Origin of the sequence: Pseudomonas sp. BF-RE-25 (assembly GCF_019956105.1) — a bacterium.
Taxonomy (GTDB): domain Bacteria; phylum Pseudomonadota; class Gammaproteobacteria; order Pseudomonadales; family Pseudomonadaceae; genus Aquipseudomonas; species Aquipseudomonas migulae.
The window spans coordinates 1-12,149 of the sequence record NZ_JAHBDB010000017.1; the positions used below are offsets into that span (position 1 = coordinate 1).

The 12,149-nt window shown below is 61.2% G+C and carries 9 protein-coding genes; 7 read left to right on the plus strand and 2 right to left on the minus strand.

Annotated elements, in window-relative coordinates; translation table 11 throughout:
- From KGB24_RS09460 to cysC, 3 genes are all read left to right on the plus strand, one after another.
- On the plus strand, positions 1-6,613 hold a 6,613-nt coding region (locus KGB24_RS09460; RefSeq protein WP_223474773.1), incomplete at its 5' end, for an Ig-like domain-containing protein.
- Between the two features lie 38 nt (positions 6,614-6,651).
- On the plus strand, positions 6,652-8,166 hold the full coding sequence (locus KGB24_RS09465; protein ID WP_008034717.1) for a TolC family protein: 1,515 nt from the start codon (positions 6,652-6,654) through the stop codon (positions 8,164-8,166).
- Positions 8,150-8,755, plus strand: a complete 606-nt coding sequence (gene cysC / locus KGB24_RS09470; protein WP_223415319.1) for an adenylyl-sulfate kinase — start codon at positions 8,150-8,152, stop codon at positions 8,753-8,755. Before KGB24_RS09465 ends, cysC begins: the two co-directional genes overlap by 17 nt.
- A 4-nt stretch (positions 8,756-8,759) precedes the next feature.
- Here the strand turns inward: cysC and KGB24_RS09475 are convergent, their stop codons facing one another.
- Together KGB24_RS09475 and KGB24_RS09480 are read right to left on the minus strand one after the other, a co-directional pair.
- Entirely contained in the window at positions 8,760-9,515 is a 756-nt protein-coding gene (locus KGB24_RS09475) for a slipin family protein (RefSeq protein ID WP_008034707.1), read from the minus strand.
- 2 nt (positions 9,516-9,517) lie between these two features.
- Positions 9,518-10,048: an NfeD family protein gene (locus tag KGB24_RS09480; protein WP_223415318.1), complete on the minus strand. Its 531-nt coding sequence runs from the start codon at positions 10,046-10,048 to the stop codon at positions 9,518-9,520.
- A gap of 274 nt (positions 10,049-10,322) precedes the next feature.
- Here KGB24_RS09480 and KGB24_RS09485 point away from each other — a divergent pair, with 274 nt between their 5' ends.
- The 4 genes from KGB24_RS09485 to KGB24_RS09500 all read left to right on the plus strand — a co-directional run bounded on the left by KGB24_RS09485 (position 10,323) and on the right by KGB24_RS09500 (position 11,778).
- Complete coding sequence (locus KGB24_RS09485) at positions 10,323-10,784, plus strand: aminoacyl-tRNA deacylase (RefSeq protein WP_223415317.1); 462 nt, start codon at positions 10,323-10,325, stop codon at positions 10,782-10,784.
- 139 nt (positions 10,785-10,923) lie between these two features.
- Positions 10,924-11,169 (plus strand): DUF2789 domain-containing protein, encoded by a 246-nt coding sequence (locus tag KGB24_RS09490; protein WP_008034698.1) that lies wholly within the window; start codon positions 10,924-10,926, stop codon positions 11,167-11,169.
- Positions 11,170-11,258: 89 nt separating this feature from the next.
- Complete coding sequence (locus KGB24_RS09495; RefSeq protein WP_223415316.1) at positions 11,259-11,504, plus strand: type II toxin-antitoxin system prevent-host-death family antitoxin; 246 nt, start codon at positions 11,259-11,261, stop codon at positions 11,502-11,504.
- Positions 11,494-11,778 carry a type II toxin-antitoxin system RelE family toxin gene (locus KGB24_RS09500; protein ID WP_008034695.1) on the plus strand — a complete coding sequence of 95 codons (285 nt, stop codon included), beginning with the start codon at positions 11,494-11,496 and terminating at the stop codon, positions 11,776-11,778. The genes KGB24_RS09495 and KGB24_RS09500 overlap by 11 nt, the downstream gene beginning before the upstream one ends.
- Positions 11,779-12,149: the final 371 nt, after the last annotated feature.

Consider the following 12,149-nt stretch of genomic DNA (forward strand, 5'->3'; position numbering starts at 1 on the left):
CAGCGGTGGCGTTGGTGGTTACGGCGGCGGTTACGACGCGACCCACATGGGCGGTCGCGGCGGCACCAGCACTGGCGGGGCTGGCGGCGTGGGCGTTTCCTACTACAGCAACGGCGGTAACGGTGCGACGGCCACCAATGGCACGATTTCCATTGGCGGCGGTGGCGGCGGCGCCGGTTGGGACAAGGTTGGTGGCGCCGGCGGCAACGCGGCTGGCGGGATCTACAACGCAAGCTCCGGCGTTATCACCATCATCGGCACGTCGAACATTACCAACAACATCGGTGCCGGTGGTGGCGGCGGCGGTGGCGGTGGCCAAGGCAGCAACGCCTCCAACGGCGGCATCGGCGGCCGGGGCGTCGGTGCGATCTGGAACAAGGGCACATTGCTGATCACCGCCGCCAACTTCGCGGCCCTCGCCGGTAATGCCGCGGGCAGCGGTGCCGGTGGTACTGCGCAGGGCGGGGGGGCAATCGGCACCTCGCCGACCGCCGTGGCGGCAATCTACAACGACGGCGGCATACTCAACACCGCCTATGCACCACCGCCGACCGCAACCATTGTGGTCACCGATACCACGTTGAGCATCGGCGAAACGAGCCTGGTGACCATCACCTTCTCCGAAGCGGTGACCGGTTTCACCAACGCGGACCTGACCATCGCCAACGGTACGCTGACGGCAGTGAGCAGCAGCGACGGCGGTATCACCTGGACGGCAACGTTCACGCCAACCGCCAGTATTTCCGACACGACCAACGTCATCACCCTCGACAATACCGGGGTGATCAACGGCCTGGGTACTGCTGGCGTCGGTACCACCAATTCCAATAACTACGTCGTCGATACCGCTCGCCCGACTGCGGGTATCGTGTTTGCCGACACGGCGCTCAAAGCCGGCGAAACATCGCTGGTGACCATCACCTTCAACGAGGCGGTGACCGGTTTAACCAATGCCGACCTGACGATTGCCAACGGCACCTTGACGGCGGTGAGCAGCAGCGATGGCGGCATCACCTGGACGGCCACGTTCACTCCGACGGCCAGCATTACTGACTCGACCAACCTGATCACCCTGGACAACACCGGTGTCAGCGACCTGGCGGGTAACGCCGGCAGCGGCACCACCGACTCAAGTAACTACGCCATTGATACCGTGCGGCCGACCGCGACCATCGTCGTGGCCGACACAGCGCTGAGCATCGGCGAAACCTCGCTGGTGACGTTCACCTTCAGCGAAGCGGTCAGCGGTTTCACCAACGCCGACCTGACCATCGCCAACGGCACATTGACGGCGGTGAGCAGCAGCGACGGCGGCATCACCTGGACCGCGACCTTCACACCGACCGCCAGCATCAATGACACGACCAACCTGATCGTCCTGAACAATACCGGGATCAGCGATCTGTCCGGCAATGCCGGCACCGGTACGACCAATTCGAACAACTATGCCATTGATACCGTGCGTCCGACCGCGACCATCGTGGTGGCCGACAATGCACTGAAAATCGGCGAAACCTCGCTGGTGACCATCACCTTCGCCGAGGCGGTGAGCGGTTTCAGCAACGCCGACCTGACCATCGCCAACGGTACGCTGACGGCAGTGAGCAGCAGCGACGGCGGCATCACCTGGACGGCGACTTTCACCCCGACCAGCGCCATCACCGACAGCACCAACCTGATCACCCTGGACAACACGGGTGTCAGCGACCTGTCGGGCAACGCCGGCAGCGGCACCACCGACTCCAACAACTACGCCATCGACACTGTGCGGCCAACGGCAACCATCGTCGTGGCGGATACTGCGCTGAGGATCGGTGAAACCTCACTGGTGACCATCACCTTCAGCGAGGCGGTCACTGGTTTCACCAACGCGGACCTGACGATTGCCAACGGCACCTTGAGCGCGGTCAGCAGCAGCGATGGCGGCATCACCTGGACCGCGACCTTCACGCCGAGCGCCAGCATCAACGACACGACCAACCTGATTACCCTGGACAACACCGGCATCAGCGACCTGTCGGGCAACGCCGGCAGTGGCACCACCGATTCCAATAATTACGCCATCGACACCGTGCGTCCGACCGCCACGATTGTACTGGCCGATACTTCACTGACCGCAGGCGAAACCTCGCTGGTGACCATCACTTTCAGCGAAGCGGTCAGCGGTTTCACCAACGCCGACCTGAGCATCGCCAACGGCACCTTGAGCGCGGTGAGCAGCAGCGACGGCGGCATCACCTGGACCGCAACCTTCACGCCAACGGTGGGTGTGAACGATGCGACCAACGTCATTACCCTGAACAATACCGGTGTGACCGACCTCTCCGGCAACACAGGCAGCGGGACTACCAACTCCGGTAACTACACGATTGATACCGTGGCACCGACAGCCACCATTGTCGTCGCCGACACCGCGCTGAGAATCGGCGAAACCTCGCTGGTGACCATCACGTTCTCCGAGGCCGTGACCGGTTTCAGCAACGCCGACCTGACGATTGCCAACGGTACCTTGAGCGCGGTGAGCAGCAGCGACGGCGGCATTACCTGGACGGCGACCTTCACGCCAACCGTCAGCATCACCGATGCGACCAACCTGATCATCCTGGACAATAGCGGCGTGCAGGGGGGCAGCAGCGGAAACGTGGGCATCGGCACCAGCAATTCGAACAACTACGCCATCGACACCGTGCGTCCGACAGCAACCGTCGTCGTGGCGGATACTGCGCTGAGGATCGGTGAAACCTCGCTGGTGACCATCACCTTCAGTGAAGCGGTCAGTGGTTTGACCAACGCGGACCTGACGATTGCCAACGGCACCTTGAGCGCCGTCAGCAGCAGCGATGGCGGCATCACCTGGACCGCGACCTACACGCCGAGCGCCAGCATCAACGACACGACCAACCTGATCACCCTGGACAACACGGGTGTCAGCGACCTGGCGGGCAACGCCGGCAGCGGCACCACCGATTCCAATAATTACGCCATCGACACCGTGCGTCCGACCGCCACGATTGTACTGGCCGATACTTCACTGACCGCAGGTGAAACCTCGCTGGTGACCATCACCTTCAGCGAAGCGGTCAGCGGTTTCACCAATGCGGACCTGAGCATCGCCAACGGCACCTTGAGCGCGGTGAGCAGCAGCGACGGCGGCATCACCTGGACCGCGACCTTCACGCCAACAGTGGGTGTGAACGATGCGACCAACGTCATCACCCTGAACAATACCGGTGTGGCCGACCTCTCCGGCAACGCGGGCAGCGGGACTACCAACTCCGGTAACTACACGATTGATACCGTGGCACCGACAGCCACCATTGTCGTCGCCGACACCGCGCTGAGAATCGGCGAAACCTCGCTGGTGACCATCACGTTCTCCGAGGCCGTGACCGGTTTCAGCAACGCCGACCTGACGATTGCCAACGGCACCTTGAGCGCGGTGAGCAGCAGCGACGGCGGCATCACCTGGACGGCGACCTTCACCCCGACCAGCGCCATCACCGACAGCACCAACCTGATCACGCTGGACAACAGCGGTGTGCAAAACGCCTCGGGCAACGCCGGCCTTGGCACCACCGACTCCAACAACTACGCCATCGACACCGTTCGCCCAACGGCGACGATAGTTGTGGCGGACACCACGCTAGCGCTGGGTCAAACCTCGCTGGTGACGATTACCTTCAGTGAAGCGGTCAGCGGTTTGACCAACGCCGACCTGACGATTGCCAACGGCACCTTGAGCGCCGTCAGCAGCAGCGACGGCGGCATCACCTGGACCGCGACCTTCACGCCGAGCGCCAGCATCAACGACACGACCAACCTGATCACCCTGGACAACACCGGCATCAGCGACCTGTCGGGCAACGCCGGCAGCGGCACCACCGATTCCAACAATTACGCCATCGACACAGTCCGGCCTACCGCGACCATCGTCGTGGCCGACCCAACCCTGAGTGCTGGCGAAACCTCGCTGGTGACCATCACCTTCAGCGAAGCGGTCAGCGGTTTCACCAATGCGGATCTGAGCATCGCCAACGGCACCTTGAGCGCGGTGAGCAGCAGCGACGGCGGCATCACCTGGACCGCGACCTTCACGCCAACAGTGGGTGTGAACGATGCGACCAACGTCATCACCCTGAACAATACCGGTGTGGCCGATCTTTCCGGCAACGCGGGCAGCGGGACTACCAACTCCGGTAACTACACGATCGATACCGTGATTCCGACGGCCACCATTATCATTGCCGACAACGCGCTGAAAATTGGCGAAACGTCCCTGGTGACCATCACGTTCTCCGAGGCCGTGACCGGTTTCAGCAACGCCGACCTGACCATCGCCAACGGCACCTTGACGGCGGTGAGCAGCAGCGATGGCGGCATCACCTGGACGGCGACCTTCACCCCGACCAGCGCCATCACCGACAGTACCAACCTGATCACGCTGGACAACAGCGGTGTACAAAACGGCTCGGGCAACACCGGCATCGGCAGCACCGACTCCAACAACTACGCCATCGACACCGTGCGCCCGACGGCGACGATCATTGTGACGGACCCCACGCTGGCGCTGGGTCAAACCTCGCTGGTGACCATCACCTTCAGCGAGGCGGTCACTGGCTTCACCAACGCCGACCTGACGATTGCCAACGGCACCTTGAGCGCGGTCAGCAGCAGCGACGGCGGCGTCACCTGGACGGCCACTTTCACGCCGAGCGCGAGCATCAACGATGCGACTAACCTCATTACGCTGAACAACACGGGGATCGCGGATCTGGCCGGTAACTCGGGCTCAGGCACCACCGATTCCAACAACTACACCATCGACACAGTCCGGCCCACCGCGACCATTGTGGTCGCCGACAGCACCCTCAGCGCGGGCGAAACCACGCTGGTGACCATCACGTTCAGCGAAGCCGTGAACGGTTTCGACAACAGTGACCTGAGCATTCCCAACGGTACGTTGAGCGCGGTGAGCAGCAGCGATGGCGGCATCACCTGGACCGCCACGTTCACACCGACGGTTGGCATCAAGGACATCAGCAACCTCATCACCCTGAACAACACCGGGGTGACCGACATTGCCGGTAACACGGGCAGCGGAACCACCAACTCGGCGAACTTCACGATCGATACTATGCTGCCGACAGCCACCATTGTGGTCTCCGACACGGCGCTGAAGGCGGGTGAAACCGCTACGGTCACGATCACCTTCAGCGAAGCGGTGAGCGGGTTCTCCAACGCCGACCTGACGATTGCGAATGGCACGCTCAGCAACGTGTCTTCGGGCGATGGCGGCGTCACCTGGACCGCGACGTTCACCCCAACGTCGAGTATCACCGACACCAGCAACCTGATTAGCCTCGACAACACCGGCGTGGCCAACGCCTCGGGCAATAGCGGTGTGGGAACCACCGATTCCAACAATTTCGCCATCGACACCGCGCTGCCGACTGCCACCATCGTGGTCGCCGACAATCGCCTGGGTATCGGCGAAACCACCACGGTGACCATCACCTTCAGTGAAGCGGTGAGTGGATTCGATCTGTCGGACATCAGCGTGGCCAACGGTGTGCTGTCGAACCTGAACAGCAGCGACGGCGGTATCACCTGGACCGCGACCCTGACGCCGACCGCCGGCATCAACGATGCGACCAACCTGATCGTGCTCGACACCGGCACCTTGCAGGACCTCGCGGGGAATGCCGGCGCGAGCATCGCTATTTCCAACAACTACGCCCTGGACGTAACCCGGCCAACGGTGAGCATCGTGGTCGCCAACCCGAGCATGGCTGCCGGCCAGAGCACGCTGGTGACGTTTACCTTCAGCGAGGCCGTGAGCAATTTCGACCTGTCGGACCTGAGCGTGACCAACGGCGACTTGTCCAACCTGAGCAGCAGCGACGGCGGCAAGACCTGGACCGCGACCTTCACGCCGACTTCCAATGTCAGTGACCCAAGCAACTTCATTGCCCTCGACACGAGTAATGTCATCGACCTGGCGGGTAACGCGGGGGCCACTGTGTCAGTCTCCAACAATTACGCAGTAGGCGTCGTGGCGCCGGCTACGGTGCAGGTGACCCCGGATCCGGAATTCCTCAGCAGCGACCCGGTGACTGTGACTGATAATCCGAACGTGCCATTGCAACCGATCATCTTCACTCCACCTACCGGTGATCTGGGCTCGCCGCTGACGTTTGCTCCGTTGTTCGAGAGCCGGGTGATCGGCAACGGCATCCGGCCGTTGGGCGACATCTTCATGAACAACGGCGCGCTGGCGCAGAGTTTCATCGCGCAGGTGTTCAGCAGCAGCGACAGCGGCGGCGAAGGTGCAGGCCACGGCTTCCTCGGCTTTGGCGGTGGCGATGGCGGGGTGTTCAGCACCAGCACGCTGTCGACTCTGTTCAATCAGGACGTTGGCGACGAGCGGGGTTCGCTGAATTCCTTTGGCAGCCATTCGATCAAGGCCGGCGATGTTTCACAGGGGCTGCGCGGCGTGTTTGGCGCGCCGAGCCTCGTCCAGCAATTGCAACAGCTCAAAGATACCGAGCAACGGCAGGTCAACGACCTGGCCGCTGCTTTGAAACAGGCCGGCATCAGCGAAATGCAGGCCTGAAATACTTAAAGCAGTGCGTCACCCAGGGGCAGTCAAGGATGAAGAGAAGTCAGCAGTTGTTTGTCGCCAGCCTGCTCGCGCTGGCGATCAGTGGATGTGCCGTCAAAAGTGAACCGATCGAACGCAGCGTCAGCGAACAGCGCGCCCGAAGCGATCTGCAAAGCATGTACAAGGGGCAGGAGCCGCTCAGCGGTCCGCTGACCCTGCATCAGGCCATGGCCCGCGCGGTGAAGTACAACCTTGAAGGCCGGCTCAAGATCATGGAAGAGGCCTTGGCCAAGCGCCAACTCGACCTCGCCAGTTTCGACATGCTGCCGCGCATGGCGCTGGACGCCGGTTATGTCGGCCGCAACAACGTCAGCGCCTCCAGCAGCCAGAGCGTGCGGACCGGCACCCAGTCGTTGGAACCGTCGACTTCACAGGACCGCGATCGTGAAGTGGCAGACCTGACCATGGTCTGGAACGTGCTCGATTTCGGCGTCAGTTACATCAGCGCCAAGCAACAGGGCGACCAGCGGCTGATCGTTCAGGAACGCCGGCGCAAAGTGATCAACACCATCGTTCAGGACGTGCGCTCGGCCTATTGGCGAGCCATGGCCGCCGAGCGCTTGCTCAAGCAGATCGACAGCCTCATGTCCCGGGTCGAGACCGCGCGCGGCAACAGCCAGAGCATGAGCCAGCAGCGCATCGGCGATCCGATCCAGGCGTTGGGATATCAACGCTCGCTGATCGAAGCCACGCGCCAACTCGAAGAACAGCGCCGCGCCCTGTCGCTGGCGAAAACCGAACTGGCGACCCTGATCAATCTGCCGCTGGGCACCGAACTGACCCTGGCGACCCAGGACGACTACGTCATACCGGAACTCAAGGTCGACCTCGCCAGCCTGGAGCAGGAAGCCCTGACCAGCCGCCCGGAACTGCGTGAGCAGGATTACCAGAGCCGCATCAGCGCCGCCGAAACCCGCAAAGCCATGCTGCGCCTGTTGCCGGGGCTGGAGTTTTCCGCTGGCGGGCATTACGACAGCAACTCCTTCCTGGTGGAGCAGGGTTGGGCCGACTACGGCGTGAAGGTGACCTGGAACCTGTTCAACGTGATCTCGGCGCCGGCGGCGATCAACGTCGCCAAGGCCGGTGAAGAAGTGGCCACGGCGCGCCGCCAGGCCATGTCGATTGCGGTGCTGGCGCAGCTCTATGTGGCCAACGCCAATTACCGCGAGGCGCTGCGGCAGTTCAAGACCAATCAACAACTGTCGGACATTGACGGGCAGATTGTCGGCCAACTGCGCAATCGCTATCAGGCGGCGGGGCTGGGCGAACTGGACTTGATTCAGGGCGAGTTGAACACCTTGCAGGCCGATCTGCGCCGCGACCTGTCGTACGCCGATCTGCGCAACGCGTACGGGCAGATTTTTGCCAGCGCGGGGCTCGATCCGCTGCCGGACCAGGTGCAGTCCACCGAAGTCCAGTCCATCGCCACCGCGTTGGCCAATCGCGAATCAGCGTGGGCGGCGGGCGACATCACGGTGCCGGTGACGCATGTCCAGACTCAATAACCTGCAGGCACCGACGGCGAGCATCAGCCGGGCGCAACGTGAAGCCCGCAACGGCCATCGCGGCACGGTGATTTTGCTGACTGGTTTACCGGCGGCGGGCAAGTCGACCCTGGCCCAGGCGCTGCACGCCGAATTGTTCGACCGCCGCGTGCAGAGCGTCGTGCTCGACGGCGATGGGCTGCGGGTCGGGCTCAATCGTGATCTGGGTTTTGCTGACAGCGATCGCCAGGAAAATATTCGCCGTGCCAGCGAAGTGGCGGCATTGCTGGTGGAAAACGGGCACATCGTGATTCTGGCGATGATCGCGCCGTTGCTGGAGTTGCGTGAGTTGTTTGCCACGCGTCTGGGCGAGGACTACCGCGAAGTCTGGTGCAGCGCATCACTGGCGGTGTGCGAGCGGCGTGACCCCAAAGGTCATTACGCCCGCGCACGTCGCGGTGATTTGGCCGGGTTTACCGGGGTTTCCGCGCCTTATGAACCGCCCCCGTCCGCTGCGCTGATACTCGACACCGGGGCGCAGTCGGTCGAGGCTTGTCTGGATCGTTTACTGACCTGGCTCGGCGAGTGCGCCGTGTTGCCCAAAGGCTGATTGTTCAAGGTTTCGACAAATCCGCCATGCCTTTGAGCAGCTCGATGGGTAGCGGGAAAACGATGGTCGAACTCTTGTCCCCGGCTATCGAACTCAGGGTTTGCATGTAACGCAGCTGCATGGCGCCCGGCTGACGGCCAAGCATTTCGGCGGCCTGCATGAGTTTTTCCGAGGCTTGCAATTCGCCTTCGGCGTGGATGACCTTGGCCCGACGTTCCCGTTCGGCTTCGGCCTGCTTGGCGATGGCGCGGACCATCGATTCGTTGAGGTCTACGTGCTTGATTTCGACGTTGGCGACCTTGATGCCCCAGGCGTCGGTCTGCGCATCGAGCACTTGCTGGATGTCGATGTTCAGCCGTTCGCGCTCGGCCAGCAGTTCATCGAGTTCGTGTTTACCGAGCACCGCGCGCAAGGTGGTCTGGGCCAGTTGACTGGTGGCCATCAGGAAGTCTTCGACCTGGATGATCGCCTTCTGCGGGTCGAGCACGCGGAAGTACAGCACTGCATTGACCTTGACCGAAACGTTGTCGCGGGTGATCACGTCTTGAGGTGGCACGTCGAGCACCACGGTACGCAAGTCGACGCGGACCATTTGCTGGACCACAGGAATCAGCAGGATCAGGCCGGGGCCTTTGACTTGCCAGAAACGACCGAGCTGGAACACCACCCCGCGCTCGTATTCGCGCAGGATGCGAAAAGTCGATCCCGCCAGTGCAATCACCAACAGCAGCAGCGCGGCAAAACCCAGTTGCAGGCCCATGGTTATTCTCCATCCGGCGCCGCGTCAGCCGCGGCCACTTTCAGCACTAATCCCTTGCGTGCCACCACCCGGACCTGTTGCCCGGGTTGCAGTGGCGTGGCGCTGAGTACTTGCCACTTTTCGCCTTGCAGGTGCACCCAGCCGTTGCAGGCATTGCCGGGCTGCAACGACATCACCGGGGCCACGCTGCCCACCAGTCCGGCATCGCCACTGACGGTTTGGCGCGGTCGGGTTCTCAGGGCGTGGATCACCAGGAATATCAACAACAACGCGCTGATCAGCCCTAGGCCGATCATCAACGGCACAGGCACTTCGGTGTTGCTCAGGATCACCGCGCCGATGACGAACATCACAATCCCGCCCAACCCGATCACGCCGTAGTTGGGCAAGGCGGCTTCGGCGATCAGGAACGCGATGCCGAATGTGATCAGCCAGATTCCGATGGGGTTGGGAATCAGCACGATTGTGTCTGCCGCAAACGCCGACCCGCTCAGGGCCAGCAGTAATGCGACTGCACAGCAACGAATGTTCACTTGACCCTCCTTATAGGAGCGAGCCTGTTCCGGGCGGCGTTCCGACGATGAACCTGAGAACGCCTCGCCCATCCGTTCAGTCCGCGTTCCCGCTGACGCCCATCGCTAAATACAGTCTAGTCGAGCTGTGGATTGTACGAATTTTGTACAGTTGTCGACGGTGTTCCGGCGGGCAGATTTCCCACGCGAAGACGCCAGCGGGCCTAGACTTTTCAATGGTGAGAACAGGTTTATTCATAGTCCGTGAACGTTGTTGCGGACACCGAGGTGCATCATGCGTATGGCAAGAACCGTGCAGAGCAGCCTGGAAAAGGCGCACTGCGAATTTGACATCGTTACCCACCCACACTCGGCCAGTAGCCTTGAAACGGCGCGGGTCGCGGGCATTCCTGCCGAACGGGTGGCCAAATCGGTGATCCTCGACGACCACCACGGTCATTACCTGATGGCCGTGCTGCCGGCGAGTCGTCACCTGGACCTGAGCAAAGTGCGCAGCAGCGGCGAGTGGCAGATCACCCGGGAAAGCACCCTGGCGCATCTGTTCGATGACTGCGAACGCGGCGCGGTGCCGGCGTTGGGTGAGTCCTATGGCCTGGACATGGTCATCGACCCCTTGCTGACCCGGCAGAACGACATCTACCTGGAAGCCGGCAACCACAACAACCTGTTGCACATGAGCGTGCCGGAGTTCCTGAAAATGGTGCCGCATGCCGAGGTGCGGGAGTTGAGTAGTTGAGTTTTGCGGCGACAGTGACACCGCCTTCGCGGGCAAGCCTCGCTCCTACAGGAGTATCGAAAATCCTGTGGGAGCGAGCCTGCTCGCGATTGACCGCGTAGCGGTCACCAAATCATCAGCCATTTCCAAGGAGCCCGACATGGAATCCCCAACCCACAGCCTCCCCTCCCTGTTCAAACAACTCGGCCTGCCCGATGACGCCGAAAGCATCGATAAATTCATCGCCACCCACTCACCGCTCAAACCGGAACTGCATTTGGCCGACGCCTTTTTCTGGAGCCCGAGCCAGGCGCAGTTTTTGCGCGACGACATTCTGGATGACGCGGATTGGGCGGAGGTGGTGGATCAACTGGATGTGTTGCTGAGGAAAGGGCGCGGGGTGTAACCATCGAAGAAACTCAGTTGTATAGTTTTTCAAGGTTGCTCAGGAACTACAAATAGACCAGAATTGCGACCTTAATTGAGGTCTTATTTATGCAAAATGTTCTGGCTGATATGGCAGTTAGTGTGTCTGAGCTGAAGAAAAACCCATCTGCGGTTCTGAACGGAGCTCATGGTGGGCCCGTCGCAGTGCTCAATCACAATCGAGTCATGGGATATATGGTCCCGGCGGACGTATTCGAAGCAATGATGGAGCGCCTCGATGACCTTGAGTTAGCCGAAATCGTTCGCTCTCGTCGGCATGAAACGCCAATGCCGGTAAGCCTGGATGACCTATAAGCTCGAATTCCTGCCGTCCGCACGCAAGGAGTGGGACAAGCTTGGGCATACGTTGCGTGAACAATTCAAAAAGAAACTGGCAGAGCGACTTGAGTTGCCTCGAGTCCCGGCCGACGCCCTGCATGGGATGCCTGACTGCTACAAAATCAAGTTGAAGTCCTCGGGATACAGACTGGTCTACGAGGTCATTGATGAGCGTGTGGTGATTTCTGTGGTGGCGGTCGGTAAGCGCGAGCGCAGCACTGTGTACGAGCGGGCGAAGAAACGCTCTTAGCTCACCCATCTTTCATTTGGCAGCTTTCAATCGTCTACCCGCAAACTCGGTTTCGATTTCCTCGTTGCTCAAGCCAGGCTCCTTGTGCCGTGAGAGCCGCGCCGTATCTACTTTCCGTTGCAGGAACCGGCGATAACAATCTGCGTCGCCGGTATTGGGGCCAGGTTTGGTTTCTGGTGTTGGGCACTCAGTCATTGGATTCTCGCTTGGGGTCGGCAGCGTTATATGGGGATCGAGCGATCCTTGCCGATTTTCGGCTATGCCTTATCCACTAAATTGTTTCAAAACTTGACCAACTTTCCCCTCAAATGACATATTGATAGTTAGCAAACTAACAGTGTGTTTTTCCGCTCGTGCCAAAAAACCTCGAC

Bases quoted from the DNA above. Each gene is read 5' to 3' on its own strand.
- KGB24_RS09465 (WP_008034717.1), top strand. From the start codon at position 6,652: ATGAAGAGAAGTCAGCAGTTGTTTGTCGCCAGCCTGCTCGCGCTGGCG.
- cysC (WP_223415319.1), top strand. From the start codon at position 8,150: ATGTCCAGACTCAATAACCTGCAGGCACCGACGGCGAGCATCAGCCGG.
- KGB24_RS09475 (WP_008034707.1), bottom strand. From the start codon at position 9,515: ATGGGCCTGCAACTGGGTTTTGCCGCGCTGCTGCTGTTGGTGATTGCA.
- KGB24_RS09485 (WP_223415317.1), top strand. From the start codon at position 10,323: ATGCGTATGGCAAGAACCGTGCAGAGCAGCCTGGAAAAGGCGCACTGC.
- KGB24_RS09490 (WP_008034698.1), top strand. From the start codon at position 10,924: ATGGAATCCCCAACCCACAGCCTCCCCTCCCTGTTCAAACAACTCGGC.
- KGB24_RS09495 (WP_223415316.1), top strand. From the start codon at position 11,259: ATGCAAAATGTTCTGGCTGATATGGCAGTTAGTGTGTCTGAGCTGAAG.
- KGB24_RS09500 (WP_008034695.1), top strand. From the start codon at position 11,494: ATGACCTATAAGCTCGAATTCCTGCCGTCCGCACGCAAGGAGTGGGAC.